A 26,780-nucleotide genomic window follows, 5' to 3' on the forward strand; every position below is an offset into this window, starting at 1 on the left:
AGATGGCGAAATGAAATTAGGAGTCTTCACGGTTTTATTTTCCGATATGGAGTTTGAACAGATGCTCGATACAGTACAGGCAGCGGGCCTTCACGCGGTTGAAATCGGTACGGGCGGCTATCCCGGGAATGCCCATTGCAATTTGGACGAGCTTTTGGAAAGCGAAGAAGCAAGAAAACAATACAAAGAAAAAGTGGAGAGCCGGGGACTCACAATCAGCGCATTCAGCTGCCACGGAAACCCGATCTCGCCGGACAAAGCGTTTGCTGCTGATTCGGATGAAACACTTCGGAAAACAATCAAGCTCGCGTCTCTGCTGAATGTTCCCGTGGTGAACTGCTTCTCCGGAACAGCAGGGGAATCCGATGACGCAAAGTATCCAAACTGGCCTGTTACACCATGGCCGAACGAATACGGTGATGTGCTGACATGGCAGTGGGAGAATAAACTCGTTCCTTATTGGAAGGAAGTAGGGGAGCTTGCGAAAGAACATGGAGTAAAAATCGGTCTTGAGCTTCATGGCGGATTCCTTGTTCACACTCCCTACACATTGCTTAAGCTCCGGGAAAAAACATGTGATGCCATTGGGGCGAATCTGGATCCAAGCCATCTCTGGTGGCAGGGAATTGATCCGGTAGCCGCGATTAAAATTCTGGCCAAAGAAAATGCCATCCATCATTTCCATGCAAAAGACACCTACATTGACCCTGAAAACGTGAATATGTACGGCTTGACTGATATGCAGCCATACGGTGAAGTGCGCTCAAGGGCATGGTCTTTCCGGTCTGTCGGCTGCGGCCACAGCAACGATGAGTGGGGCCGCATGATCAGTACGCTGATCACGTATGGCTATGATTACGTTGTAAGCATTGAGCACGAAGATCCAATCATGAGCATCCAAGAAGGCTTTAAACGTGCGGTAACGAATCTCCAATCCGTTTTAATTGAAGAAAAACCTGCGGATATGTGGTGGGTGTAATTGGAAAAAGGGCCGTCCTGTCATTCAGGACTGTCCTTTTTTTATGGCTTTATTCTTTCCGGAGAAACCGAATGGTGGTAAAAGGCCGGTTCCCCCATCCACGATCCAAACCGTCCGGACCGGACAAAGAAAAGTTAAAGAGCCGGGGGCGGAACGGGATTGTCTGCTCGATTCTGCCCATCCGGAACGGTGCCTTCTCTCCATTCTGCCCGCCACTCAAATAAATGAACGAGATTGATGACATGAAGGGTATCAATTTCCATGATCGGATTTTCTCTCGCAGATAAGACAAGCAAATAGGAGTATCTTCCATAAATCGGGATGACTGCGACCGAATCCTCTTCAAAACTGTGAACCCGTGCCTGTTTCAGCTGCTCGGATACATCCTGCTTGTCATGAATAGACAGATTGAAAATCGTTTCCAGCCGGTTCAATATTTGAAGAATGCTTTGGCTGAAATGATAGTCGTCCTCTCCACTCAGTGCATACACTTTTACATTAAAATCAAATTGATCTGTGTACACTTCAACATAACCGGTTACGAAGCGGGAGTACTCCTCAAAGCTTTGAAAGAAAGATTCTTTTGGCATCAAATCCTCTTCCTCCTGTATAATGAGCGAAAACGCAGTTGATTTTTTCCGCATATATTCAAGAGTCCGTTCGTTTTGCTGAATGGTTTGCTCAATCCACTCGCTATGCTTGAATTCAGCGGATCCTATTCTTTGGATATTCGGAGTCTGGAAGATGGCAAGGTCAATAAAAATGGCGGCACTTGCCAGCTGAAGAAGGAGCGGCCAGTCCTGTATGGACAAAATCCGGTAAAAGAGGCAAACCGCAGCAAATAGCAAAAACATGGCATACAGCCATTTTCTCAGTGCAGGCAGCAGTGAAGCATAAAGAGACCGGTTTGTCATATACAGAATGATGGCGGCGGCAGAATACATGACCATAATGAAAAAGAGCCATTGAACGTACAAAGTTATCCCTCCTCCTTATTATCTTTATTGGAGGATGGACAGAAAGATGATAGAGAAAGGGCGAATGGAATCCATGCATTTTATTGAACGGCATGAAAAAATCATTCAAAGTCTTGAGAGAGAGAAAATGGTGAAAGTGACAGAACTGAGCCAGGAGCTTGAAGTAACCGAAAAAACAATTCGGCAGGATCTGATTTTACTGGAAAACAAGGGGCTGCTTAAACGGATTTACGGAGGTGCGATATTAAAAGAAACAGCGGGAATGCTTCCTGTGGAGAAGAGACAGGCAAGCTTTTTACATGAAAAGCAGCTTGCCGCAAAAGCCGCCGCTGCCCTCGTTGAAGACGAGGACATTCTTTTTCTTGACGGAGGGAGTACGATTCTTGAACTGGCGAAGCTCCTGCTTGCCTTTAACCTAACCGTTGTAACAAATGATATTAAAGTGGCCCATGTCCTCCTCGGCGGCGAAAGAATCCAGCTGATTATGCCTGGAGGAGGAAGGATTCCATCATCCGCCGGGTTATATGGACCCATAGCAAAAGAGGCTCTGCAAAAAATCAGAGTGAAAAAGCTCTTCCTCGGGACGACAGGCGCTGATATACATACCGGTCTGACAGTGTTCAGCCTTTTTCAGGCAGAATACAAAAAAGATCTGATCGCCCTTGCTGATCATGTCATTCTTGTAACGGACCATACGAAATTTGGACAAACAGCTCTAATCCAATATGCTGATTTTCATGACATTGATGAGGTGGCCACTAACTCGGGTCTGTCAGAGCAATGGAAAAACACATTTGAGGGATTTGGGATTTCGGTTCATACTGCGGGATAATGGCCCGGAAACCTGTATTCAATCCCGCAGCAGCGGGTCTGCTTGTTTCCCTTCTGCTTTTTTTTGCCCGACAAAGCTGGCGGGACGGTCTGGCCTTGGCTCCTCCTATGATTCTTTTCCTATTGGCAGGCGGTTTTTAAATAGCAAACATGGTAAATAAGTGTCCTCTCGTCTTTTCATTTTTTGGCATGTATTTTCTATCATTTGCTCTATACGCCATTTTTGGGGATCAAAACATCCAGGAAGTTTTCTTGGCGCCGTTTATCCATTCTGTGCTGTTTCCTAGGGTTTTTATGCTGGCCGATCATCCTGCATCTCCTGCAAAATATAGAGAGCAGGCGGTATTTGGAATCCTGGCCGGAGCCAACAGCTCTGTTATTTATGTTATGGATGGCGGATTAACCTATCTGCTGATCGGTTTGCTTGCGGCAGGAGATTTGCACATGCCGTCTACAAACCAGGGGGCAAACGATAAAAAACCTCTGAAACGGGAGGCTGGGAAGGCAACTCTTGGATAATGGCCAAAAATAAAGTCTGCAGGAAGTGAAGACCACTGCAGACTTTTTTGTCATTTTCATTTGCTGAATTCCTCTCAAAAACTTCCAAAAGACTCTACCCCTCTTTTTGCCAGTGTGCTAAACTGGTAAAAACGAACATAAAGATACAAATATGAACCTGAATGGGAAGTGGAGGAGATGGTTTTGTCTCAGTTTTCACTGCAAGGGAAAACCGCGCTTGTGACCGGTGCAAGCAGGGGGCTCGGAAGGGGTATGGCGCTTGGACTCGCAGAAGCAGGGGCAGATATTATCGGGGCTGGCATCAGCGGCATGGCTGATGTGAAAGAAGAGATTGAGAGTTTAGGAAGAGCTTTCTATGGTTTGAAAGCGGATCTGACAGATGAAAACGAACGGATGAATCTTATTCCGCAGGCACTCGAAAAAGCTGGAAAAATTGATATTCTTGTCAATAATTCAGGGATGATCAGGCGTGCAACGGCGGCGGAATATACGATGGAAGATTGGAGATCTGTACTCAACTTGAATACCGATGCTGTCTTTCAGCTCTGTTCGGAAGCCGGAAAACACATGCTCGAACGCGGATCAGGGAAAATCATCAATATTGCATCCATGCTCTCTTTTCAGGGAGGGATAAGGGTGCCCGCCTATACAGCGAGCAAGCATGCTGTTGCAGGATTAACGAAAGCGCTGTCCAATGAGTGGGCGGGAAAAGGAATTTGTGTCAATGCCATCGCACCGGGGTATATGGAAACGGATAATACGGAGGCTCTCAGACAGGATGAAGAGCGCTGTTCATTTATTCAGTCGAGAATCCCAGCGGGAAGATGGGGGCTGCCGGATGATCTGAAGGGACCGGCGGTGTTTCTTGCATCGGATGCATCCAATTATGTAAGCGGTCACATTTTGGCGGTGGACGGAGGATGGCTGAACTATTAGCCAGAGCGAATAGGACCGGTCAAAGGCGGCGGAGCCGTAAATATTATGAACCAGGGGTGAAATGATGGAGACGAGACATTGCGCAAGTAAAGAAGAAACGAAACGGTATACGACAGATGAGCTGAGACATGCCTTTTTAATTGAAACCCTGTTTGAACCGGATGAGCTTAAGATGACCTATACCCATGAGGACAGGATGCTGATTGGAGGAGCTGTGCCAAAATCAGAGCCTATTACCCTTGAGGAGCCGGATATCAAAACACAGGCTTTTTTCGAAAGAAGGGAAGCAGGAATCATCAATATCGGAGGACCCGGCAGCATCAAGGTGGACGGTGAACTTTTTTATCTGGAGCAGAAGGACTGTCTCTATATAGGACTCGGCAAAAAGGAAGTGCTGCTGTCGAGTGAGGATCAGGAAAATCCAGCCCGTTTTTATATTTTATCTACGTTATCCCATAAAGAATACCCTACCGTAAAAGTTGGAATTGAAGAAGCGACTCCTGTGCATTTAGGCGAGGAAAAGAATTCAAACAAACGGACGATTTACAAGTACATTCATGCAGAAGGCGTTCAAAGCTCCCAGCTTATGATGGGAATGACCCTTTTAGCCCCGAACTGCATGTGGAATACGATGCCGGCCCATATCCACGACCGCCGTTCAGAGGTATATTTGTATTTTGATATGGATGAAGAAACTAGGGTTTTTCATTTCATGGGGGAGCCATCCGAAACAAGGCATCTTGTTGTGAAAAATGAGCAGTCTGTGATTTCTCCAAGCTGGTCCATCCATTCCGGAATCGGCACAAGCAATTATACGTTCATTTGGGCGATGGCCGGTGAAAATTATACGTTTGATGATATGGATCAAGTCTCTATGAAAGATTTGCGGTAAGGAGGGGATATCGTGGATGTAGTAAATGAAGGGATCAAAATTGACCGGTATAAGACTTCACCCCGCAAGCCGGATTTTGCGGACCGTGCACTTGACGATGCGCTTGAAAAAATCAGTGCCAATCTGGAATTGTTTACCGATATATTCCCGGATGACACAACCATAGAAAATCGTTATTATCCCCGGAAGCCAGAGAAAGCAGGGCAGGTGAGAGGAGGGAATTTTGGCTGGACGACGAGCTTTTGGACTGGAATGATCTGGCTTGCTTACGAAGTAACCGGTGAAGAGAAATACAAGAAGGCAGCAGACATTCACGTTAATAGTTTTTATGACCGGATCGTCAAAAAAATCGACTGCGAGCATCATGATCTTGGTTTTCTCTATACCCTGTCGTGCGTGAGCGGGTATAAGCTGACCGGAAATCAAAAAGCGAAGGAAGCAGCGCTGATGGCAGCCGATCATCTTATGACCAGATACTTTGAAAAAGCAGGTATTATTCAGGCCTGGGGGGATTTAAGCGATCCAAATCAAAGAGGGCGGATTATCATTGATTGTCTCATGAACCTGCCCTTGCTTTACTGGGCATCCGAGGAGACGGGCAACCCCCGCTATAAAGAAGCGGCGGAAAAACATGCAAAGAATGCGTATCAATGGATTGTCCGGGAGGATGCGTCCACATACCACACTTATTTCTTTGATACGGAAACCGGAGAGGCGAAGTTTGGAAAAACGCATCAGGGATACCGGGATGATTCCTGCTGGGCGAGAGGCCAGGCCTGGGGCATTTACGGGTTTCCGCTAAGCTATAAATACACGTCAGAAAAGGCATTTATTGCAATGACCGAAAAGCTTGCCCATTACTTCCTGAACCGGACCCCTGCAGATGGAGTGGTCTACTGGGACCTTGCGTTCACGGATGGAAGCGGAGAGGAAAAAGACAGCTCTTCCACAGCGATTGCCGCCTGCGGATTGCATGAACTGGCAAAATATACGGAAGATCCCGGATTAAAGAACTATTACGGACAGGCGGCCGCTTGCATGCTGAGAGATTTATATGAGGGCTATTCCACAAAGGATCTTCCCGAATCGAACGCCCTGCTTCTTCACGGGGTCTATGCCAAGCCAGAGGGATTAGGAGTCGATGAAGCCTGCCTTTGGGGAGATTATTATTATATGGAAGGGCTGGTCAGGCTGAAAAAGGACTGGGATTTATACTGGTAATGAAGCGGCCCGGAGTTTGCTGCAGACCACTACAGAAGGGGTGCTTTTTTTCTGAGCTCCCTTCCTCATCTATCAGGCTGATGACAGCCTCCCTAAACCAACTTCAGCATCAATGATATAAGTCATTTATCTTTCAGAAAAGAGTCCAATTTTGGAAGCGTTTTTAAAAACGGACCGGCTCATTTTCACAGGGATAAAGTCACTTGCTTTCTACCAGCAATAAAGCATGTGAGCGGGCTAACTTTGGGGGAAATGGATGATCATTAAAAGGGGAATACTGATTTTGCTGTCCTGGATGCTGTTATGGCCGCATTTTCCTGAACAAGCAAGAGCGGAAGAGCCGCCAGTTAAAGAGAACGGGGAAGAAGGAAGTCTCGTCATTCAGGATTTTGAGAACATAGCAGAATGGAAGGGGCTTGAGCAAGAAACAGACATGATCCATGATGGAAGCTTTGCCGGAAAGTGGAAGACAGACCCTGCCACAGGGAAGATAATCAAGGCTGTTGAAACCAGTGCCATTCCAAAAGACTGGTCATCCTACGATACGCTGAATTTATGGGTTTACTCAGAAAAAGCAACAAACGACCGAATCTACGCAATCCTCTACTCTGACAATCCTGCCACTTCACAATTAGACTACTATATTGCCTCTATTTCCATCACCTGGGAGGGCTGGCGCAATATTTCGCTGCCCTACTATTCTTTCCGCGCAGGATATACTCCTGCAGGTTTCAGCAAAATTGATCAGATCAGGCTGCATACATCATGGTATGGGGAGGTTCCAAACTCCGATACCCGCTTAATCCTGGACCAAATGACTCTGGACTATACGAAGGAATCTGATATTCTGCCTATAGACGGATTTGAAGATGCAAAAAAATGGACCTCCATCACGGAAAACAGCGTTCATGTGAAGGAGGGGCTTTTCAGCGGCAAATGGGACCAGATGCAAGTAAAAAAAGCGGTACAGTCCACAGCGATTCCAAAAGACTGGTCGCGTTATGACAAGCTTGAGTTTTGGATGTACTCAGAAAAAGCTACAGGCACGACAATCTATCCCATTTTGGATTCTGATGATCCCGCAACAGAAGGATTCGATTATTTTCTGACCGGCCTGAAAATAGACTGGACCGGATGGAAGCAAGTCTCTATTCCATTAAAAGATTTTACGCCTTCGAGACAGCCTCTCGGGCTGACTACAGTAAAAAAACTTACGTTTCATTCTTTCTGGTATTCTGACCAGCCCCCAAATCCGGAGACCGCCGTTTATTTCGATGATATGAAGCTTGTAAGAGAGTCCTTCCAGGTTTCCCCGAAAGTCATCGAAAAAGAGGGAGTCCCCGGTACAGAACAAATTTATTATGTGACGATATTAAATAAAGCAGCTGAACCGGATCATTTTGAGGTCACGATTCCTGAACCCTATTCGGAAGCCGTAACGGTCAGCGAGTGGTCGGGCGACCTTTCGGCGGGAGAGTCGAAGATTCTGAAAGTCAAATGGAAATGGCCCGCTGATCCGCCGGCAGGAGAGGAACAAACGATGACGATATCTGTTTTATCAAGATTAAAGCTTGGAGCTGATTTTCGGGTGAAGCTGAAATGGAAGCCGGTAAAATGGGAAGCGGCCACTCACTTGAGGCCAAAGTCTTTTATTCATTTATCAGAACTTGAACGGGCTAAAAAGAGAATTTCTGATGAACCATGGGCAGCGGACTATGCGAAAAAATTGACGGCAGAGGCTGATCAGCTTCTCGTCCGGAATTTAGATGTGCTGGATCAGGCAGGCGGCCACGGGATGTGGTTTTTATGTGATGACAGCTCAAAGCTTGAATATGACCCGTCGAGTCCCCATAAACACTATTGTCCGTCCGAGAACAAATACTATGAAGGGGATTCTTTTGATGCAGGCTGGCGATATTACCGGCACAATGAAGTGATAAAAGCTGCAAGGACCCTTGCTTTAGCGTACAGGTTAAGCGGTGATGAAAGATATGGGGAAAAAGCTGCCTCCGTCTTAAGGGAATACGCCAACACTTATCCGAACTATTCAAAGCAGGCCAGGGGTGGAAGGCTTTATTGGCAGACACTGGATGAATCCGTAAGCATGGTCGACCTTGCGATTGTCTATGATTTGCTTTATGACGGACCATTACTCACGAACGGCGACAAATCCAATATTGAGCTGAATATGCTCCGTCCGTCTGCTGCCGCAATCAGCGAATATGACATGGGAAGGTCGAATTGGCAGGCTTGGCATATTGCGGCGGTCGGCATGATTGGTTTTGTTCTTGGGGACGCCGAATATATGGATTTTGCGATAAATGGAGAACATGGCTTCTATTATTTAATGAGAGAGAGCGTCCAGTCAGATGGGTTTTGGTGGGAGGGGTCCATTGCCTATCATCTATATGCCTTGAGGGCGCTCCAATACTTGGCTGATGGTGCTGAAAGCTGGGGCTATGATTTATACAGCAGTCCTGAACTGAAGAAAATGTTTGAGCTCCCGCTCGACTATGCCTACCCGGATTACGGGCTTCCGTTCAATAATGACGGAGGCGTTTATGGAAGCTCACTGATCGACCCTGTAACGGTAAAAGGGAGTTTTGATTACGAAGGGGCACTTGCAGCCTATGGCTCGCCCGGTTTTGCCTGGCTGCTTGCGCATAAATACCAAACAACGCCTCGCGAAGGGGAACACGCTCTGTTCAAAGGAGTGGACAGCATCCCCGCTGACGGAAGCTATACATGGAAAAGCCGGAATTTTGAAGGGGCTGGGCAGAGTGTATTACGAAACGGCAGCCTGTATATCTTAATGGATTACGGCCCATATGGCGGATCCCATGGACATCCTGATAAACTTCACATGGATTTATTTGCGGAAGGGGAAGCGTTTGCTCCTGATTTCGGTACCCCAAGTTACGGGCATGTCCTTTATACAGGGTGGTATAAGCAAACAGTAAGCCACAATACGCTCACGGTAGATGGAACGTCGCAAAAGGCGGTCGAAGGAAAATTGGAGGAATTTGCTTTTGGCAAAAATCTTCATGTGATGAAAGCCTCTGCAGGAGATGCCTATCCCGGTGTAAAAGCGGAGAGGACGATTCTGCTGCACGGACGATATGCAATTGATTGGATGGAAGCATCCAGCCCCGGAGAGATCCGGCAATATGATTGGTTATTTCACGGACTTGGAGAGCTATCAGTCAATCTTTCATTATCGGACCGGCATAGCCCCCTGGGATTTCAAAATGGCTATCAATTTTTAAAGAATCCGAAAAGCGCTTTTGTGCAGCAGTCATTTAAAGGGAAATGGACCTTGGATGATAAAGAACTCACGATGATCTCGCTTGATACAGGATTGAGAGAAGCCGCTGTTGCAATGGGGCCGGGACCTTCCACGAAGCCAGATCAGAACGCTCCGGTGCTTATTCAGCGGCAAAACGGAGAATCAGCAGCATTCGTGAATGTTTTCGGAGCAGGGGCACAGGATTTTCAAGCAGAATGGATTGATGGAAAGAGCATTCAGATTACCGACGGGGAAGGGATGACCTGTTTCCTGACCGATCCAGCTCCCGAAAAAGGATGGATTCTTGCAGCAAGTATAAGTGCATATAAAGGAAAAGCCAGCAGCTGTAAGGAGCTGCCTATAAAAGTCATACCCGCAGAAAAAACCCTGAACATTTCTTTGCCTGATAAACTCATCATGAAAAACGCAACACTCATGGTCAAAGGGACCGGATATAAAGAAATAAAAGTAAACGGAAAGATCACTCAGGGAAATGAAATGAACGGATTGACGATTATTGAACAATAGAAATCAACAAGCCGTTTACCTCTTTAAAAGCAGAGAAATCCAATAGAGTGCAAAGCTGCTGCAGCAGAAATTAAAAAGTCCTGCGGCGGCAGGACTTTTTAACTTGGCGGAAGAGCCCGCTTTTTATTCAAATGAGTCAATCGCCTGCTTTACAGTCATAAAGGTTCGAATGCCTGACAGTTGCCCGATGAGCTCCGGGCTTGTCTCTAACAGCAGGAATGGGGTAATCCCGGTCAAAATCATTTCAGTCCCCATCATCTTCAGTACGCTATAAAGATTAAGCAGGCCCAGGACTTCATTTTTCTCTACTTTAACGAGTCCTGAAACATCTACAATGATTGCAAAATCAGCAGAATCGGATGCGTAGGAGGAGACGGTATTCAAGATCTCCTCTGATCGCTTTGCTGTCAGTTCGCCGATTAGCGGAAGCACGGAAAGGCGATCATGAATGGGAACAACCGGTGCAGACAGTTCAATGATTCTGTCCATGTATTCTTTTTGCTTTGTCACATTTTTCTGGATTCCGATGAAATAAGTTTTCTGTTCACTCTCAACATATACGGGTTCGATATGAAGCTCATTCCAGAAGGCAGATCCGTTTTTGCGGTAATTGAAAATTTCCACCAGGACCGATTGGTTTCGATAAATGGCATCTTTTATTTTTAAGACCGTTTCAGGATCCGTTTTTTTACCTTGAAGAAAGCGGCAATTTTTTCCGATTATGTCCTCTATAGAATAACCGGTCATTTCAAGAAAACCGTGATTGGCATAAACAATCGGATTATCATGTAAGGACGGGTCCGTCACTGTTACCCCGACATGTGCAGAATCCAGGGTTTTTTTCAATAATTCATCATTCAAAATCATGTTCACCGGCCATCGTTCCTCCCGAAAAGTATGTATCACATGTATTCCCTCTTTTCCTTCTTGTTCAAACAAGGAAGGGAGCATAGGATATCCTAACCACCCTGTTAAAAGGGGTTTTCCCGCAGAGTGCCGGGAGGGAGCCTTCCTTTGCCGGGAGGCATAGGTTCACCCGCCGCGCTGCTCTAAGCCGGAGTGGAGCACTATACAGATTAGCTCCATCCATTCTATCACTCTGTATAAAAAATGGAACCCCCCTGAATGCTTGAAACAACGCGTTCAGAGGGGTTCCGTTTTGGTATTTTCTTTTTAGGACTTGTACCAGGATTTTTTATTTGGCAGCTTTTTGAAGTTTATGAATGACAGAAAGTGACCGCCCTGTTCCGATTGCAACAGATTCGAGCGGATTGGGTGCAAGGTGGACAGGAACGACAATTTCCTTGCTAAGCCAATCCTGCATACCGTTCAGCAGTGCCCCTCCGCCTGTCAGGATGACTCCGCGGTCCACGATATCACCGCTCAGTTCAGGAGGGCAATCCTCGAGAGTCGCGCGAATGGCTTCAAGGATATGGGAAAGGGATTCTTTCATGGCATGCTGGATTTCATTCGAGCGCAGCTCAATGGTTTTCGGAAGACCGGTCACCAAATCGCGTCCGCGCACATCCATCGTCAATTCTTCATGTTCGACCAATGCATAGCCGATTTCGATTTTAATCTGTTCAGCCGTCCGTTCCCCGACAAGCAGATTATATTTTTTACGGACATATGTAACTATATCCTCATCAAGCTGGTCTCCTCCTATGCGGATAGAATGACAGGAAACAACACCGCCGAATGAAATGATCGCTACTTCGGTTGTTCCTCCGCCGATATCCACCACTACGTTTGCCACTGGCTCTGCCACAGGCAAGTCAGCGCCAATCGCAGCTGCGACAGGCTCTTCAATCAAATGAACGTGTTTGGCGCCACAGTTTTTGACTGCATCATGAATGGCGCGGCGTTCAACAGAAGTGGAGCCGGATGGGGTGCAGACAACGACACTTGGTTTACGGATCGAGAATCCAAGCTGTTTGCTTGCTTTTTTCATAATTTGTTTCAGCATTTCGGTCGTTACATCATAATCGGCGATGACACCATCTTTTAGAGGGCGGATTGCAACGATTTTTCCAGGGGTTTTTCCGATCATGCTTTTGGCTTCCGCACCGACAGCCAGTACGTTTTTCGTTTCTGTATCAATGGCCACCACAGATGGTTCATTTAAAACAATTCCTTTGTTTTTTGTGTAAACCAATATATTGGCGGTTCCAAGATCAATTCCAATTTCAGTGTTAGAAAACATAATTTCACCCATTCTTTATAGAATTCGAGACTTATATATGGCTTCTACTTATTATGTCGATTTATGGGGGTCGGTTTCAATGGAATGTTGTGGAAGCCGGATTCCTCCCCAAAAATCAACTGAATCAGTCAGCCGGTTTTTGCAGCAAGAGCCAAGACTATCAGAAAAGTATGTGAAAAGAATGGGAATATCGGGAATCGCAGCAAATAAATCTTTTTTCCGCTCTTTTTACCTGTTCATTCAGGATGGAATTTGATAGAGTAGGTCTGAAATAGTGAATTTTTTAGAATAAAAGACAGAGAAGTAAAAGAAAAGTTATCCAGATGAAAGATGGAATGCTAATGGTAAAAAAGCAGCTGAAAACAGTTGCAGCGGGAATCCTGATTGTTTATTTGGCCTTTCTGCTGAAACTCGTATTGTTTAAACAAATATCACTTGCCAATTCTCCTGAACATTTTGCAGGATTGAGCCAGGATTTAATCCGGCAAAATTTAGTTTACAGCAATGTCGTTCCCCTTTCGACAGTCAAACGTTACCTTATGGTTGCCCAAAGCAGACCGGGATTGAGCGTACCTAATCTTCTTGGCAACCTTGCCGGGTTTATTCCTTTTGGCTTGCTCATCCCTGTTTTATTTAAAAAAATGAGAAAGTTCTGGTACATGCTTTTATTCTCGCTGCTATTCAGTCTGACCCTAGAGTTTATACAGCTTTCGCTTGCTCTGGGAGTGTTCGATGTCGATGATCTTCTATTAAATACGCTAGGCGGAGGAATTGGATTCATTCTATTCCGGTTCATGATGAAAATGGGGCGGTCCAGATAAGGACGGCCCCGTTTTGTTATGGTTTCAACACAACTTTTACGCACTCATCTTCGTGTTCATTAAATATATTATAAGCATGTGCCGCATCATCAAGTGAAATTTTGTGGGATACAATTTCGGATGGTGTAAGCTGGTTGGACTGAATCATGTCAAACAATCTGGGCATATAATGGATGACAGGTGCCTGTCCGGTTTTAATGGTAATATTTCTTGAAAAAATATCGCCAAGAGGAAATTCGTTATACGAGTCGCCATATACTCCTGTAAGCTGAATCGTTCCAAATTTTCTTACGGCTTCTGATGCGATGCGGATAGGGCCGAGGCTTCCTCCATGGAGATTCAGCTTTTGTCCCACTTTTTCCATCGCTGACATTTTGCCATCCATCCCGACACAATCAATCACAACATCTGCTCCGCCTTTCGTAAATTCATGCAGATAGGATCCGGCATCTTTTGTGCTTGTAAAATCAAAGGTTTCAACGCCGTTCATTTTTTTCGCTTTATTCAGTCTGTAATCAAGATGATCGACAGCGATGACCCGTTCAGCCCCGGCCATTGCTGCAAATTTCTGTGCCATAAGACCGACCGGCCCGCAGCCCAGGACAATTACTGTATCGCCTGCTTTAACTCCCGCGTTTTCTACACTCCAGTAGGCAGTGGGGAGGACATCTGACATAAAGAGAAGATCCTCATCCTCCCGTTCGCAAGATTCCGGAACGACGAATGACGTAAAATCGGCAAACGGTACGCGGAGGTACTCGGCCTGTCCGCCTGGATGACCGCCGAACATTTCAGTGAAACCGAATAAACCTCCCTGATCTCCGTGCGGATTGGAATTATCGCACTGGCTTTCCATATGGTTGCTGCAGTAAAAGCATGTTCCGCAGCCGATGTTGAACGGGATTACTACCCGGTCTCCTTTTTTTACGCTGCTAACACCCGAACCGACTTCCTCCACAATTCCCATAGGTTCATGTCCGATCACGTAATCCTTATTAATAGGCATATTCCCCTGATAGAGATGAAGATCGGATCCGCAAATGGCGGTTGACGTAATTTTAACAATCATATCGCTTTTTTCCTGAATCACGGGATCATTTACTTGTTTAACCTCAATCTTTTCACTGCCTTGGTAGGTCACGGCCCTCATTATCCACACTCCTCATCATTTTTCTGACGGTTGTTCTATTCCCTAATAAATGTCTTCTAATCCTTCAAGTGAAGAAATATGCCAAAAGATGGCCGGCAGGATGCTTTACAACATGAAGCAATAAGATTATGCTCAATTTAAGATGAATTGGGAGAAACAGAAAGGGGATTCGATGGACGCTGTCAAGAAGTTATTCGGTCACGTAAATGACCGGGAAGTATATGCCTATACACTGAAAAATGATCATGGGATGGAAATAACGTGCATCGAGTACGGATGTGCAATCTTAAGCATCAAGGTCCCGGACCGTAGCGGGCAGATCGAAAATGTCGTAATGGGCTGCAGCAGCCTTGAAGATTATTTACATAAGGTTCCCTATTTTGGTGCCGTTGTCGGAAGAGTGGGGGGGAGAATTGCAAAAGGAGACCTGCCGGTTGGCGGCCAGCATTTCCGCATTGCCGCTAATCAGGAAGGGAACCATCTTCATGGCGGCAAAAAGGGTTTTTCCCATCGGATATGGTCATCTGAAGCATTTAAATCAGAGCATGAAGCAAGGATTGAATTTACTTATTTCAGCCCGGATGGGGAAGAAGGATACCCGGGAAACCTGACGGTAAAGGTTACATACGTTCTGACAAATGATAATGAGCTTGTCCTATCATACGAAGGCGAGGCAGATCAGGATACGGTGCTCAACATGACAAACCATACGTATTTTAATCTGAGCGGAGGAATGAAAGATTCCGTACGGGAACATACACTGGTGCTTCCAAGCAGCCGTTTCCTGGAACTCGATCAGGAGTCGCTGCCGACTGGCGAAGCTTTAAAGACGGAAGGAACAGTATTCGATTTCAGGCATGGCAGAATGCTGCAGGAAGGCCTTGATTCAACGCATGAACAGATTGCCATTGCAGGCGGAGGCTATGATCATCCCTTTCTTCTTGATGAAGGAAATGTCATGACTCTTTATGATGAAAAAAGCGGCCGTTTTCTTGAAGCGGAGACAAATCAGCCTGCTGTCATTGTTTATACGGGCAATTCAATGGACAGTGATATTATCCTTCAGGAGGGAATCAGCGCAGGAAAACATATGGCTGTCTGCCTGGAAACCCAGTTTCCCCCGGACGCGGTCCATCACCCCTCCTTTCCTTCTATCGAACTCGCAAAAGGAGAAAAATATCACCATTATACGAAATGGTCGTTTTCCGTAAAATAGAGCTCCCTATAGGGGGCTTTTTTTATTTTAACAAGGCTGATAACTGGCTGGTGAGCGTTCGCTTATACTTGGCTTGCTATGCTTCCCACTTGATTTTTAACAGCTGTTGATTGGAGTGGAAGGTGCGAGACTCCTGCGGGAGCAGCGGGACAGGTGAGACCCCGCAGTCGCAGAGGAGGCTCACCGCCCGCCCCGCTGGTCGCTGACCGCCTGCAACGGAAATCAACCGCCAAGTTTAAAGGAGCATTTAAAAAAACTAAATATAAGAAACAAATTAAAATGGCTGATTGGAAGCATCTCCACGTACAGAGTTGAAACAGGAAGAACATCAGTGGGTTTGGTCTTCTGAATACGGGGTAAAACCCACTAGATGAGCTTAATTTACGGACAACAGAGGGGAATGGATTCTTCCATTCAAATATGAGGAGGAAAATCATGCTGCTTCAAAATGATCAGAAACAATTGCTCCAGCGGTTTAAAGAAGTGCGCTATTTATCAGAACAACTGACTGAACCTCTTGAAGCGGAAGACTTTGTTATCCAGGGGATGCCGGATGCAAGTCCTCCAAAATGGCATTTGGCCCACACAACGTGGTTCTTTGAACGGTTCATTCTTAAGGACCACATGCCGGACTATAAAGAATTGAATCCTCAGTTTGATTACCTGTTTAACTCCTACTATGAAACAATCGGACCCTTTCACCCCCGCAACCAGAGAGGCCTTCTTACAAGGCCGACTGCGAGCGAAGTCTTTTCCTACCGTCATTATGTAAATGAGCATATAGAAAAACTTCTGGGGGATTTGCCAGCGGACAAGACGGAATGGGTGCAGGATCTTCTGGAAATAGGACTTCAGCATGAACAGCAGCACCAGGAATTGCTTTTAACTGATATAAAGTTTAATTTTGCACAAAATCCTTTACTGCCGGTTTATTCAGAAGCAACTGAAAGCTCGGAAGGAAGCAGCACCAATCCTGAGATGATTTATATTGAAGGGGGATTAGCGGAAATCGGGCACAGCGGGCAGGATTTCTGTTTTGACAATGAATCTCCGAGGCACAAAGTCTATCTCGAATCATTCAGGCTTTCTTCCCATCCTGTCACGAACGCGGAATTTTTAGCTTTTATGGAAGATGGCGGCTATGAGAAGCCGGAATACTGGCTGTCTGACGGATGGGCGAGGGTAAAGAAAGAAGAATGGCATTCACCGATGTACTGGTTTAAAGCGGAGGACGGATGGAATACATTCACTCTCGGAGGGCAAAAGAAAGTAAACGGAAATGAGCCGGTCTGCCATGTGAGTTTTTACGAAGCAGATGCGTATGCAAGATGGGCAGGAAAACGTCTCCCTACAGAAGCGGAATGGGAGCATGCTCTCGAACATACTGCCTGCGAAGGGAACTTTGTGGAAAACCGCAATTTTCATCCGAGACCGTCAAAAGCTGGTAAGGACGGCTTTCAGCAGGCTTACGGAGATGTATGGGAATGGACAGCCAGTCCTTATTCTCCGTATCCGGGAAGCAAGCCGCTTGAAGGGGCTCTTGGCGAATACAATGCAAAATTCATGTGCAACCAAATGGTGCTCCGGGGCGGGTCATGTGCAACCTCTTCGTCGCATATCCGTTCTTCGTACCGGAATTTCTTCCAGCCTGAAAAACGCTGGCAGTTCAGTGGATTTCGCCTTGCGGAGGATGCAAAATGAAAACAGCAAGCCAGATTATCCAATTTACGGATTGTGGAATCGGAGAGTCCAGATTTCTTGAAGAAGCATTAGAGGGATTAAAGCAGCAGAAAAAGACCCTTCCTGCTAAATTTCTTTATGATGAAAGAGGATCGGAATTATTTGAAGAAATTACGGGTTTGCAAGAATACTATCCAACCAGAACCGAAATCGCGATTTTGGAACGCATAAAAAAAGAATTGGCCGATCTGGTCGGTCCGGAGGCCGCTCTTATTGAATTTGGAAGCGGGAGCAGCCGTAAAATCAATATTCTTCTGCAAGCATTTGAGAATTTATCGGTTTATGTCCCCATAGACATCTCAAAAGAATTTTTGTATGAGTCCTGTCTAAATCTCAGTAAGAATCATCCGTCCCTTTTCATTCATGCAATTGCAGGAGACTATACGGTTCCGATTACTCTGCCGCCTCTCCGCTGCAGGAAAAAAACGGCCTTCTTCCCAGGATCGACAATTGGAAATTTTAATCCTGAAGAAGCAAGCCGTTTTCTTGATACAGCAGCCGGAATGCTCGATAAAGGGGATGGCTTCCTTGTAGGGGTAGATTTAAAGAAAGATACGAATATTTTGAACGACGCCTATAATGATTCGCGGGGAATTACAGCGGAATTTAATTTAAATCTTTTGAAAAGAATGAACCGCGAACTGGGTGCCGATTTTCATATTGATGCATTCAGGCATCATGCATTTTACAACGAAGAAAAAGGATGCATAGAAATGCATATTGTAAGCAAGGAAGACCAAACGGTCACGATCTCCTCTGAAAGCATTGTGTTTAAAAAAGAAGAAAGCATTCATACGGAAAGTTCATATAAGTATGAAGCAGCTGAGTTTCAATCGCTTGCGTTAAAGAGCGGTTTTGCGGCAAAAAAATACTGGACAGATGAAAATCAGCTTTTTAGTATCCATTACCTGGAATTAATAGAATGAAAAAAGCCCAGCCGGAATCCGGCTGGGCTTTTAGGCGTTTTGGACTTCCTCTGCATGCATTCCGTGCTCATTCAGAGCCTTCATAATCAGTTCAGGAGCCATTTTCATTTCATTATAGGAAATCCAAATGCTCCCTGAATCGACATCGACCAGCGCACGTTCAATGCCCTCCGTCTGAGCTAACCGTGATTCAATCATTTGAATTCTTTCATCATTTAACGGTTCTTTCACCTTAATCGTCGTTTCTCTCATTTTTCAGCTCTCCTCGCAATATTTTGCTTATGCGAATCAATACCCTGAAAGGAGAAAAAATATGTAACAAGAAACCGTTTTATTTTCCTATTGCACATCGTAAGTAGAATGCTTATAATTACTTATAAATCATTAACTTTACTTATAAAGGCGGACATGAATGTACCAAGAAGAGCGTCTCGATTCAATAATGGATTACTTAAAAGCAGAAAAAAGAATATCAGTTGAACAAATCTGTACCCTGTTTCACGTTTCCAGAGATACAGCCAGAAGGGATTTAGTCAAGCTTGAAGAAATGAAAGCCATTATCCGAACAAGGGGAGGAGCGATCCTGCCGACTGTTCATCAGGAAATTAAAGACTACAGCAATCGCCTGACTATCGTTTCCGCTGAAAAAAAGCGGATTGGCGGCAAGGCAGCGTCTCTTATTCAGCCGGGCGACCGCGTAATCCTGGATGCATCCACAACGGTACAGTCGTGTGCAGAGGCAATGGAAGAAAAAGAATTTACCGTCATCACAAACTCCATCCATCAGGCCGGCATCCTCGCAGGAAAGAGAGGTGTCCGAATCCATCTGTTGGGAGGAGAACTCCAGAAAGAACATGGATTTCTCTATGGGGCTGGAGTTCTTGAAAAATTGGCAAATTACCATGCAGATAAGGCATTTATAGGGCTCGTTGGCCTCTCGGAAGCGGGGCTGACCATTGCTCATGAAGAAGACGGAATGGTGAAGAGGAAAATGCTGCTCCAGGCTGAACAGGTCATTGTCCTTGCCGATCATTCGAAACTGGGGAGGACGGATTTCTTTAAATTTGCCGATTTAAATGAAATGGATATCCTTATTACGGATAAAGAGCCGGAAAGCCGCATGCTGGAATTACTTGAAAAAAACCATGTTGAAATATTGATTGCAGATTCGGAGGAAACAACATGATAAGACTTGCAGCCATAGATTTGGATGGAACGCTATTAAATAGTAAAAATGAAATCAGTGAGGAGAAACTGACGGCGATGAGGCAAGCTGCCGGGCGGGGTATAGAAGTGGTGATCGCCACCGGACGCGCTCATTTTGATGTTCAGAAAATTTTTGATTCGACCGGATTTAACCCTTGGATTATAGCTGCCAACGGTGCGACCATCCATACGCCGGATGGAGAGCTTTTTCATTCTGTTCCTATAAAAAGAGAAGAGGCCTTGCCGATCCTTTCTTGACTTGAAGAGAAAGAATTTTATTATGAAGTTTTCAGCCAGCATGCCATTTATACTCCTCAGAGGGGAAGGGAACGACTGCAAATCGAAATGGACCGAATCGTTAGTGCCAACCCAAAGGCGGCAATGGATGCGCTTCAGTCTGCTGCATCCAAGCAATTCAGCCAGACAGGGTTTTCATTCATTGAATCGCATACACGTATTCCTGAAACAGCCAAATTTTACAATATTCTTGCCTTCTCTTTCGATGAAGAAAAGCGTCTTGAAGGTTGGAATCAGTTTAAAGATCACAGAGGATTAACCATCGTTACCTCTGCTGATCATAATTTTGAGCTGGAGCACGAGGATGCTTCTAAAGGAATCGCCCTCACAAAACTTGCCCAGCACCTTTCCCTGTCCCTTGAGGAAACGGCTGCAGTCGGGGACAGTATGAATGATGAATCCATGCTTCAGGCTGCCGGAAAAGGGTTTGCTATGGGAAATGCCCGGCAGGAAATAAAAAACATAAGCGGAACCGTTTGTCCGTCCAATGACGAGAACGGAGTAGCTTTCATGCTAAACAGCCTGTAATACGATCTGCTGCCGGCGTAACCTGATTTTTCGGGGCGTGACGGGGCAGATTTTTTTATTTTAACAGACTGATATCAATCAATTCCAAATGGAGAATCTCCCGGTAAAAGGAGCTGCGGGATTTGTTTCAGGACTCCGTTCTTACCGTTTATTTCCCATATGACGTCATACCTGTTATCCGGCCAGTTCCCGGGTACAGGATTCCCGTTTAGTTCCCTCGCAAGGGATGGCAGTTCGCTGTGGGCCCAGCATACGATGACCGTTTTATTCACATAAAGACTTCTTTTCAGGATCTCTTTTGCCGTTCCCTTTGTTTCAGATGCAGTCCGGACTGTATTGATTGCACCTTCTCCTTTGTTTGCGATTAGCATATGCGTGATTAAAGGGAGGACGGTTTGAATTTTTCTTCTGCTTTTCTCAATGGTGCCGATTCCTGCTGCATAAATTCCTTCAATATCCGGGTACAACATCAGCAATTTCCGGCAAAGCAGTCGGGATCTGAGCCATCCTTCCGGAGATAAGTCTGTAATATGAGACTCGGTGTATTTTTCTGCATGACGGAAAAGAACAATTCTGGATGGGGGCATAAGGGGACCACCTTTCACCGGTTTTATTCAATATATGACTGGTATTGCTATAAACAGTATGATAAAATCAGTCTCTATCTGAAAATTCAGGCGTAAAGTCTCTAGGAGGAGGTAACTGACATATGAATGAAAAAGATCAAAGTGCCTTTCAGTACGAGTCGCAGCAGCTCAAAAAATTTGCTGCCGAGATTGACCGCCAGCTGATCAGTCTTCGATCGGTACCGATATACAGAGGGGAAGATCTGACAGAACAGGCATTAGAGGATTCAAGAGAACGGAACCGAAAAAATTTGGACATCGCAGCAAAAGAACCCTATTTTGGCCGCATGGATTTTAAAGAGGCGGGCCAGGGAGAAGCGGAACCCCTGTACATCGGCAAAGCCGGTGTCTCAGAAGGGGAAAGCGGTAAAGCGATGATTATTGACTGGCGTGCTCCTGTCGCAAGTCTTTTCTATTCATTTTCCGGCGGGGAAGAGGAAGTCTATTACATGGCTCCTGAAGGACTCATTGAAGGGGACATCTACTTGAAGAGGAACCTCGTGATCCGTGAAGGAAATCTTCAGCGTGTCGTTGATACATATGAGCAGGGAAAGGAAAATGCCGGAGCTGCCGATGAGTTTTTGCTGTACAGGCTGGGAGACCGTAAGGATAATCGTCTAAGAGACATCGTTTCAACAATTCAGGCTGAGCAGAATGATATGATCCGTGCATCACGTGATACGGTCCTGATCATTCAAGGTGTGGCCGGAAGCGGAAAAACAACCGTCGCTCTGCACCGGCTTGCCTTTCTTATTTATGAATACAGAGAAAAGATGCTGGCAGAGCAGATGATTATTTTCGCGCCGAATGCCATGTTTTTGGATTATATTTCAAATGTTCTGCCGGAGCTCGGGGTCGGAGATATTCAGCAAACCACCTTTTCAAAATGGGCTCTGCTTCGACTCGGCAGCAAAATCGGAATGAAAAAAGCAGATAAACAGCACTGGTTTACACCGGGGCTGAATCGGGCTGAGAGCGGAAACAATGAGCCTGGAAGAGTAAAGGGATCACTGGCACTTATGGAAGCGATAGAGGAAGCGCTCCGGAATTATTTGCTGAAGGGCGTACCTCAGAAAGACTTTGAGCCGTGGGACGGCTTGTTTCTGAAGAAGGATGTAATAGAAAAATGGTATAGAGAAGACTTCGGAAATTATCCTGCCGTAAAAAAGCGGGAACTGATTTCCGCGAAAATCAAACAATGGCTGAGCAAAGAGCTTGAGAAGATCTGGGAGAAAAGTGTACAAAAAGAATTAAAGACAAAGGCTGGACAAAGACTCCGCGCCTACATGAAAACATGGCCTGAGCTCGACGCCCTCTCTGTCTATAAGAAACTGATATCAGAAATGTCAGAACACACTATTTTGCCAGATGAATTGCTGCAGCAAACGTTACTGAATGCAAAGAAAAAAGAAGTCGCCAGCGAGGATCTGGCTCCGCTTATCCATATCCATTTAACTCTCAATGGACTTGAAAGAGGAGAGCGCTATCACCACATCGTCATTGACGAAGCACAGGATTTCTCTCCGTACCAGATTGCCGTGCTGCAAAAGCTGTCTCTGAAAAATTCGTTTACCATTCTTGGTGACCTTTCGCAAGGCATACACAGCAATATGGGAATACATGCATGGGAAGAAATCATGCCGGTTTTTTCAAAAGGCAGGCTTGCGTACAGGGAATTGGAAAAAAGCTATCGATCCACAATGGAAATAATAGAGTTTGCCAACCGGGTGCTTTCTGCTGCCTATACCCCTTCTGTACTGGCTAAACCGGTATTCAGAAGCGGGGAAGAAGTAGCTGTAGCAAACACAGAAGAGCCGCTTTCTTTCATTATGAATTGGGTCTCGGAGCGAACAGAAGCGAAGGCAAACAGTCTGGCGATTGTTTGCAGGACAGCAAACGCCGCGGAAAAATACTTTGCAGAGCTGCAGAAACTCGGGCTTGATGTACATCTTGTCTATGAAGGGCAGGAAGGCTATCAGGGCGGGGTTTCAATCATTCCAGTCTATTTGACGAAGGGACTTGAGTTTGATGCTGTGCTGATTGTGGATGCAGATGCCGAAAATTATCAGCGAACCGCTTCCGATGCGAAGCTTTTATATGTTGGATGCACAAGGGCTCTCCACTCTTTGACCGTCATTTATTCCAAACAGGGATCCCCGCTGATCACTTCTTAAAAAAACCCGCCAGTGCTGGCGGGTTTTTTTCTTATATCCACTTAGCAAACCATGCGACATACCATGCTGCAGGCAAAAACAATGCCTGTGCAGCAATTGTGCCGATGAGCTTTGAACTGACCATGGTTAAGGAATAGCTTTTTAAGTAAATATACCCGGCCTGTTTCTTCGAGACACGATCTGCAAGGACGGAAGCCTTAGGGTCAATAAATAGAGTGAGCAAGATGGTTGCCACACCGTTAATAATTCCTGATGACATAAGGGCAGCCTGTGAATATTTTTCAGGTACCAGCTCGGAAGCATAAATGGAAGATAAAACTCCGACTGTGAATACCGCTGAAATGAGGATGTTTATAACAAAAATCCTCTTTGGAATGGTTTTTAATGTAATGCCATTTAAATAAGACCATCTCGGAAAATGAAAGCAGCGAATCATTTTTCTGAATCCGTTTCGACTGAAATTCTTTTTTATCAAGGAAACGATGGAACCACGTTCCCTGGATAACTGGATAATCGCTCTTGAAAAGAGAGCAATAAAGGTGGGAAACAAAAAGATGCCAAGAAGAACTCCAACAGTTGTTACGGCAATTAAAATCCTAAACTGTTCTTCGACAATCTGCATGTTGTTCTTAAGATAGGCAGCATCTGTAATCAGCTTTGCTGTCATGGGCTGCTGAATCATAACAGAAAACCGGGAGACGAGGACCATCGTGCTGAATAAGGAAAGGGCGGTCGCAATCAATTTTACCCGTGCACCGGAAATCCTTGCAGAATACGCTAGGGTTTCAACCATCGTTATAATCAGCAGGAAAACAGAAATGACCAGAACTCTCTCTGTAATGAGGTGCATGAAATATCTCCTAACTATGTGGACTACCTGCATTATATATGAAAAAAGAAGATATTGGAAAATGAAAATATATCTCGAATTCGAAATAAATGATTGACTTGTGAATTCTATTGAGTTATCTTTAATTCAAGATATTTTATTTCGAACTATTTAGGAGGAATTATTATGGATTATGCACTGCTCATTTTACGTCTTGTGATCGGAGTTACATTTATGGCTTATGGAAGCCAAAAGCTTTTTGGCTGGTTCGGAGGGTATGGGCTAAAGGGAACAGCTCAATGGATGGAGTCGCTGGGCATGAAGCCGGGAAAACTTGCGGCACTTGGAGCGGGGGCATCAGAACTTCTCGGAGGGCTGCTGCTCGTACTTGGATTATGGATTGGAATTGGAGCAGCACTGATTATTTTAACGATGATTGTAGCCATCGCAACGGTTCACGGAAAAAACGGGTACTGGAATGGAAAGGGCGGATTTGAATACAATCTGCTGATCATTGCGGCTGCATTAGTGCTTGCATTCGCTGGACCTGGATCCATCTCTTTGTAAGTAATCAAGGATAAATGAAATGCCGAGGAGAGTGCTCTTAGAATCAGAGCACTCTTTTTTGCGCAAAAGGGAAGCTTTTTTAAAACAGGGAAAGGCAATGACCGTGGGCGGCCGGCTAAATTGAAGAGCGGAACGGCCAAATTGGGTGCCAAATCGGACAAATAAAACGGAACGGCTAAATAACTGAACCGTTCGGCTAAATAAAAGGCTGGAACGGCTGAATCGAAGAGCTGAATGGCCAAATAAGGTGCGAAATTGGACAAATAAAACGGAACGGCCAAAAAGCTGCTCCGTCCGGCTAAATAAAAGGCGGGAACGGCTGAATCGAAGAGCGGAACGGCCAAATTGGGTGCGAAATCGGACAAATAAAATGGAACGGTCAAAAAGCTGCCCCGGCCGGCTAAATAAAAGGCAGGAACGGCTGAATCGAAGAGCAGAACGGCCAAATAGGGTGCGAAATCGGACAAATAAAATGGAACGGCCAAAAAGCTGCTCCGTCCGGCTAAATAGAAGGCGGGAACGGCTAAATCGAAGAGCGGAACGGCCAAATAGGGTGCGAGCTCGGACAAATAAAATGGAACGGCCAAAAAGCTGCCCCGTTTGGCTAAATAAAAGGCAGGAACGGCTAAATCGAAGAGCCGAACGGCCAAATAAGGTGCGAAGTCGGACAAATAAAATGGAACGGCCAAAAACCGTCCCCGTCCGGCTAAATAAAAGGCGGGAACGGCTAAATCGAAAAGCGAACCTGCCAAATAACAAGCGGCATCAGACAAAGTAGAAACACCTCCGCCCTCCTCGATAAAAAGACAAAATAAACTAACTGAGACCTCCTAAATTCCGGCCAGTTAATGGTAAAATAATCCTGTACACTATTTGAAAGCGGGAGATAAAGATGCTGTTTCATTACCACTATTGGACACCTTATTTAGAAGAGACAGAAACGTTTTACACGGAACTCGGATTCACTGTTCATCAGCGGATCGGCAGGCTGAACGGATCATTTCAGTCCTTCAATCCGCCGCTTTCCTGGAATGACTTCCGCGAAAACCCGCCGCTGTTTCGGATTATAGAATTGAAAAAAGGAAACATCAACGTAACAGTTGGATATGGAAAAAAACCAATATTCGATCATATTGGTTTTATCGTTTCAAAAGAGGAACACGATCTTGTGTGCGGAAAAGCTGGTAAGCTTGGATGGACGGTAGAGGAAGATGAACGGAGAACCTTTATTTCGACTCCATATGGTTTCCGTCTGGAGCTTCAAACCAACAAGGATGTCCTCGGTTCCGGTATGGAAGCGATAGAAGAAATGAGAGTTTCCGTTAAAAAGGAAGGTCTTGAACAAGATTTATTGTATGTATTTGAAAAAAGGGTTCCTGTTCATGCCGAAGTGAAGGAGGAAACAAGATTGCTTCAGGTCAAAATGAATGGACTCAAAAGCTGCACGGATCCGAATAAAGTGTTATTAGTGGATTCTATAAAGGAAACGGTCAAATGAAACAGTTTCTCATCCTGGCAGCGGCTTTCTTTCTCCTGACAGGGTGCGAGGAAACACAATCGAAGGAAGTGAGAAACAAAGCACCAAAAGCTCCTGAGTCGACGGTTGCTTTAACCGAATTAACCAGTCTGAAAAATAAGCTTGTCCGTTATACGAAATCTGAGACTGTAATGAGCGGAAATGTAAATAGTGTCGATTTTTCCATCGAATCACTTTTTAGCAGCAATACAAAAACATACAAATATATCATAAAGATAAGGGATACCGGTCCTATTAAAAATCAGGGGAAAGATGGTCCTTATAAGTTTAAATTAATCAGGATCACTGCCGGGGTGGAGAATAGGAAAAGCGGGAAATATTTTATTTCAGCCTCCTCTCCTCCTTACAGAAATATAGAAGATGTTCATCTGACAGGAACCCATTTGTTATTTTCAAGCAGACAAAAATTTTCTGATGAGCAATTTTTTGTAGAAGCCATTATGGTCAATGATGAACCGATAGGTGAATCCAAAAAAGGATCGAAGATTTATCGGGGAATTTTTGGCCGGGACGAAACCATTTTATACGAATAATGTGTTATAGGCCGGATCATTCCGGTCTTTTTTGTATGCACTTATAATCTTTTCTGCCGAGGAGGGCAGGCATTCCTTTTAGGGGGGCATCTTATATATGCCTCTCTGCGCTTATGGGATGAACAGGCACTTCCAGGTACCTATCGTACATAAAAGTGCGTACTTTCCTAAGAGATTCAAATCACCCATAATGACTATCAGCTGCCCCGTACTGTTTTGAACGAAGCCTATAGGAACTTATAAGTACCTACAGCACTT

25 protein-coding genes and 1 pseudogene are annotated in these 26,780 nt (G+C 45.3%); 18 read left to right on the top strand and 8 right to left on the bottom strand.

What is annotated here, in order from left to right; translation table 11 throughout:
• The first annotated feature begins 10 nt into the window (after window positions 1-10).
• Complete coding sequence (locus CEF21_RS10275) at window positions 11-979, top strand: sugar phosphate isomerase/epimerase family protein (protein WP_123916033.1); 969 nt, start codon at window positions 11-13, stop codon at window positions 977-979.
• Window positions 980-1,113: 134 nt separating this feature from the next.
• Here CEF21_RS10275 and CEF21_RS10280 read toward each other — a convergent pair whose 3' ends face one another.
• The gene (locus CEF21_RS10280; RefSeq protein ID WP_123916035.1) at window positions 1,114-1,956 is read right to left on the bottom strand and encodes a type II toxin-antitoxin system SpoIISA family toxin; all 843 of its coding nucleotides are present in this window, start codon (window positions 1,954-1,956) and stop codon (window positions 1,114-1,116) included.
• A 46-nt stretch (window positions 1,957-2,002) separates the two neighbouring features.
• Here CEF21_RS10280 and CEF21_RS10285 point away from each other — a divergent pair, with 46 nt between their 5' ends.
• From CEF21_RS10285 to CEF21_RS10310, 6 genes are all read left to right on the top strand, one after another.
• Window positions 2,003-2,788 (top strand): DeoR/GlpR family DNA-binding transcription regulator, encoded by a 786-nt coding sequence (locus tag CEF21_RS10285; RefSeq protein WP_164462150.1) that lies wholly within the window; start codon window positions 2,003-2,005, stop codon window positions 2,786-2,788.
• A 251-nt stretch (window positions 2,789-3,039) separates the two neighbouring features.
• Window positions 3,040-3,306: a hypothetical protein gene (locus tag CEF21_RS10290; protein WP_123916039.1), complete on the top strand. Its 267-nt coding sequence runs from the start codon at window positions 3,040-3,042 to the stop codon at window positions 3,304-3,306.
• A 183-nt stretch (window positions 3,307-3,489) separates the two neighbouring features.
• Window positions 3,490-4,242, top strand: a complete 753-nt coding sequence (gene kduD / locus CEF21_RS10295) for a 2-dehydro-3-deoxy-D-gluconate 5-dehydrogenase KduD (protein ID WP_123916041.1) — start codon at window positions 3,490-3,492, stop codon at window positions 4,240-4,242.
• A gap of 64 nt (window positions 4,243-4,306) precedes the next feature.
• On the top strand, window positions 4,307-5,134 hold the full coding sequence (gene kduI / locus CEF21_RS10300; protein WP_123920143.1) for a 5-dehydro-4-deoxy-D-glucuronate isomerase: 828 nt from the start codon (window positions 4,307-4,309) through the stop codon (window positions 5,132-5,134).
• A 12-nt stretch (window positions 5,135-5,146) separates the two neighbouring features.
• On the top strand, window positions 5,147-6,355 hold the full coding sequence (locus CEF21_RS10305) for a glycoside hydrolase family 88 protein (RefSeq protein ID WP_241156812.1): 1,209 nt from the start codon (window positions 5,147-5,149) through the stop codon (window positions 6,353-6,355).
• A 256-nt stretch (window positions 6,356-6,611) separates the two neighbouring features.
• Entirely contained in the window at window positions 6,612-10,169 is a 3,558-nt protein-coding gene (locus CEF21_RS10310) for a heparinase II/III domain-containing protein (RefSeq protein WP_123916045.1), read from the top strand.
• Window positions 10,170-10,292: 123 nt separating this feature from the next.
• On the opposite strand, the gene ytvA is transcribed toward CEF21_RS10310, so the two are convergent.
• Window positions 10,293-11,036: a YtvA family blue-light photoreceptor gene (ytvA, locus tag CEF21_RS10315; protein ID WP_241156852.1), complete on the bottom strand. Its 744-nt coding sequence runs from the start codon at window positions 11,034-11,036 to the stop codon at window positions 10,293-10,295.
• A 328-nt stretch (window positions 11,037-11,364) separates the two neighbouring features.
• Window positions 11,365-12,372 carry a rod-share determining protein MreBH gene (gene mreBH, locus CEF21_RS10320; RefSeq protein ID WP_123916049.1) on the bottom strand — a complete coding sequence of 336 codons (1,008 nt, stop codon included), beginning with the start codon at window positions 12,370-12,372 and terminating at the stop codon, window positions 11,365-11,367.
• 79 nt (window positions 12,373-12,451) lie between these two features.
• On the opposite strand from mreBH, the gene CEF21_RS21265 reads away from it, so the two are divergent.
• Window positions 12,452-12,628: a hypothetical protein gene (locus CEF21_RS21265; RefSeq protein WP_164462152.1), complete on the top strand. Its 177-nt coding sequence runs from the start codon at window positions 12,452-12,454 to the stop codon at window positions 12,626-12,628.
• An 85-nt stretch (window positions 12,629-12,713) separates the two neighbouring features.
• On the top strand, window positions 12,714-13,193 hold the full coding sequence (locus CEF21_RS10325) for a VanZ family protein (RefSeq protein ID WP_164462153.1): 480 nt from the start codon (window positions 12,714-12,716) through the stop codon (window positions 13,191-13,193).
• Between the two features lie 16 nt (window positions 13,194-13,209).
• Here the strand turns inward: CEF21_RS10325 and CEF21_RS10330 are convergent, their stop codons facing one another.
• Window positions 13,210-14,343 carry a zinc-dependent alcohol dehydrogenase gene (locus CEF21_RS10330; RefSeq protein WP_123916053.1) on the bottom strand — a complete coding sequence of 378 codons (1,134 nt, stop codon included), beginning with the start codon at window positions 14,341-14,343 and terminating at the stop codon, window positions 13,210-13,212.
• Between the two features lie 172 nt (window positions 14,344-14,515).
• Between CEF21_RS10330 and CEF21_RS10335 the strand changes: the two genes are divergently transcribed.
• The 3 genes from CEF21_RS10335 to egtD all read left to right on the top strand — a co-directional run bounded on the left by CEF21_RS10335 (window position 14,516) and on the right by egtD (window position 18,225).
• Entirely contained in the window at window positions 14,516-15,559 is a 1,044-nt protein-coding gene (locus CEF21_RS10335; protein ID WP_123916055.1) for an aldose epimerase family protein, read from the top strand.
• A gap of 435 nt (window positions 15,560-15,994) precedes the next feature.
• Entirely contained in the window at window positions 15,995-17,260 is a 1,266-nt protein-coding gene (gene egtB / locus CEF21_RS10340; protein ID WP_241156813.1) for an ergothioneine biosynthesis protein EgtB, read from the top strand.
• Entirely contained in the window at window positions 17,257-18,225 is a 969-nt protein-coding gene (gene egtD / locus CEF21_RS10345) for an L-histidine N(alpha)-methyltransferase (RefSeq protein WP_123916059.1), read from the top strand. The genes egtB and egtD overlap by 4 nt, the downstream gene beginning before the upstream one ends.
• A 30-nt stretch (window positions 18,226-18,255) precedes the next feature.
• On the opposite strand, the gene CEF21_RS10350 is transcribed toward egtD, so the two are convergent.
• A complete protein-coding gene (locus tag CEF21_RS10350; RefSeq protein WP_123916061.1) occupies window positions 18,256-18,477 on the bottom strand; it encodes a hypothetical protein in 222 nt (73 codons plus the stop codon).
• Window positions 18,478-18,637: 160 nt separating this feature from the next.
• Here CEF21_RS10350 and CEF21_RS10355 point away from each other — a divergent pair, with 160 nt between their 5' ends.
• Together CEF21_RS10355 and CEF21_RS10360 are read left to right on the top strand one after the other, a co-directional pair.
• Window positions 18,638-19,411, top strand: coding sequence for a DeoR/GlpR family DNA-binding transcription regulator (locus CEF21_RS10355; protein WP_123916063.1), 774 nt, complete (start codon window positions 18,638-18,640; stop codon window positions 19,409-19,411).
• Window positions 19,411-20,256, top strand: a pseudogene (locus CEF21_RS10360) (Cof-type HAD-IIB family hydrolase). Before CEF21_RS10355 ends, CEF21_RS10360 begins: the two are co-directional and overlap by 1 nt.
• Window positions 20,257-20,330: 74 nt before the next feature.
• Here the strand turns inward: CEF21_RS10360 and CEF21_RS10365 are convergent.
• On the bottom strand, window positions 20,331-20,843 hold the full coding sequence (locus CEF21_RS10365; protein ID WP_123916065.1) for a histidine phosphatase family protein: 513 nt from the start codon (window positions 20,841-20,843) through the stop codon (window positions 20,331-20,333).
• Window positions 20,844-20,965: 122 nt separating this feature from the next.
• Between CEF21_RS10365 and CEF21_RS10370 the strand changes: the two genes are divergently transcribed.
• A complete protein-coding gene (locus CEF21_RS10370; RefSeq protein ID WP_123916067.1) occupies window positions 20,966-23,056 on the top strand; it encodes a HelD family protein in 2,091 nt (696 codons plus the stop codon).
• 31 nt (window positions 23,057-23,087) lie between these two features.
• Here CEF21_RS10370 and CEF21_RS10375 read toward each other — a convergent pair whose 3' ends face one another.
• A complete protein-coding gene (locus CEF21_RS10375) occupies window positions 23,088-23,906 on the bottom strand; it encodes a lipid II flippase Amj family protein (protein ID WP_123916069.1) in 819 nt (272 codons plus the stop codon).
• A 162-nt stretch (window positions 23,907-24,068) separates the two neighbouring features.
• Between CEF21_RS10375 and CEF21_RS10380 the strand changes: the two genes are divergently transcribed.
• Window positions 24,069-24,452, top strand: a complete 384-nt coding sequence (locus tag CEF21_RS10380) for a DoxX family protein (RefSeq protein WP_123916071.1) — start codon at window positions 24,069-24,071, stop codon at window positions 24,450-24,452.
• On the opposite strand, the gene CEF21_RS10385 is transcribed toward CEF21_RS10380, so the two are convergent.
• The gene (locus CEF21_RS10385; RefSeq protein ID WP_123916073.1) at window positions 24,341-25,225 is read right to left on the bottom strand and encodes a hypothetical protein; all 885 of its coding nucleotides are present in this window, start codon (window positions 25,223-25,225) and stop codon (window positions 24,341-24,343) included. The two genes, CEF21_RS10380 and CEF21_RS10385, sit on opposite strands and share 112 nt — an antisense overlap.
• Window positions 25,226-25,344: 119 nt before the next feature.
• Between CEF21_RS10385 and CEF21_RS10390 the strand changes: the two genes are divergently transcribed.
• Both CEF21_RS10390 and CEF21_RS10395 read left to right on the top strand, forming a co-directional pair.
• Window positions 25,345-25,950, top strand: a complete 606-nt coding sequence (locus CEF21_RS10390) for a VOC family protein (protein ID WP_123916075.1) — start codon at window positions 25,345-25,347, stop codon at window positions 25,948-25,950.
• On the top strand, window positions 25,947-26,522 hold the full coding sequence (locus tag CEF21_RS10395; RefSeq protein WP_123916077.1) for a hypothetical protein: 576 nt from the start codon (window positions 25,947-25,949) through the stop codon (window positions 26,520-26,522). The genes CEF21_RS10390 and CEF21_RS10395 overlap by 4 nt, the downstream gene beginning before the upstream one ends.
• The last annotated feature ends 258 nt before the right edge of the window (window positions 26,523-26,780 follow it).

It is taken from the genome of Bacillus sp. FJAT-42376, from assembly GCF_003816055.1.
Lineage (GTDB): Bacteria > Bacillota > Bacilli > Bacillales > Bacillaceae > Metabacillus_B.

What these genes read in the sequence shown, in the direction of transcription:
- egtB (WP_241156813.1), top strand. Translation starts at nt 15,995, where the DNA reads ATGCTGCTTCAAAATGATCAGAAACAATTGCTCCAGCGGTTTAAAGAA.
- CEF21_RS10365 (WP_123916065.1), bottom strand. Translation starts at nt 20,843, where the DNA reads ATGCCCCCATCCAGAATTGTTCTTTTCCGTCATGCAGAAAAATACACC.
- CEF21_RS10395 (WP_123916077.1), top strand. Translation starts at nt 25,947, where the DNA reads ATGAAACAGTTTCTCATCCTGGCAGCGGCTTTCTTTCTCCTGACAGGG.
- CEF21_RS10310 (WP_123916045.1), top strand. Translation starts at nt 6,612, where the DNA reads ATGATCATTAAAAGGGGAATACTGATTTTGCTGTCCTGGATGCTGTTA.
- CEF21_RS10390 (WP_123916075.1), top strand. Translation starts at nt 25,345, where the DNA reads ATGCTGTTTCATTACCACTATTGGACACCTTATTTAGAAGAGACAGAA.
- CEF21_RS10355 (WP_123916063.1), top strand. Translation starts at nt 18,638, where the DNA reads ATGTACCAAGAAGAGCGTCTCGATTCAATAATGGATTACTTAAAAGCA.
- CEF21_RS10335 (WP_123916055.1), top strand. Translation starts at nt 14,516, where the DNA reads ATGGACGCTGTCAAGAAGTTATTCGGTCACGTAAATGACCGGGAAGTA.
- CEF21_RS21265 (WP_164462152.1), top strand. Translation starts at nt 12,452, where the DNA reads ATGGAATGTTGTGGAAGCCGGATTCCTCCCCAAAAATCAACTGAATCA.
- mreBH (WP_123916049.1), bottom strand. Translation starts at nt 12,372, where the DNA reads ATGTTTTCTAACACTGAAATTGGAATTGATCTTGGAACCGCCAATATA.
- ytvA (WP_241156852.1), bottom strand. Translation starts at nt 11,036, where the DNA reads ATGATTTTGAATGATGAATTATTGAAAAAAACCCTGGATTCTGCACAT.
- CEF21_RS10285 (WP_164462150.1), top strand. Translation starts at nt 2,003, where the DNA reads ATGATAGAGAAAGGGCGAATGGAATCCATGCATTTTATTGAACGGCAT.
- CEF21_RS10350 (WP_123916061.1), bottom strand. Translation starts at nt 18,477, where the DNA reads ATGAGAGAAACGACGATTAAGGTGAAAGAACCGTTAAATGATGAAAGA.
- CEF21_RS10370 (WP_123916067.1), top strand. Translation starts at nt 20,966, where the DNA reads ATGAATGAAAAAGATCAAAGTGCCTTTCAGTACGAGTCGCAGCAGCTC.
- egtD (WP_123916059.1), top strand. Translation starts at nt 17,257, where the DNA reads ATGAAAACAGCAAGCCAGATTATCCAATTTACGGATTGTGGAATCGGA.
- CEF21_RS10275 (WP_123916033.1), top strand. Translation starts at nt 11, where the DNA reads ATGAAATTAGGAGTCTTCACGGTTTTATTTTCCGATATGGAGTTTGAA.
- CEF21_RS10375 (WP_123916069.1), bottom strand. Translation starts at nt 23,906, where the DNA reads ATGCACCTCATTACAGAGAGAGTTCTGGTCATTTCTGTTTTCCTGCTG.
- CEF21_RS10330 (WP_123916053.1), bottom strand. Translation starts at nt 14,343, where the DNA reads ATGAGGGCCGTGACCTACCAAGGCAGTGAAAAGATTGAGGTTAAACAA.
- kduI (WP_123920143.1), top strand. Translation starts at nt 4,307, where the DNA reads ATGGAGACGAGACATTGCGCAAGTAAAGAAGAAACGAAACGGTATACG.
- CEF21_RS10325 (WP_164462153.1), top strand. Translation starts at nt 12,714, where the DNA reads ATGGTAAAAAAGCAGCTGAAAACAGTTGCAGCGGGAATCCTGATTGTT.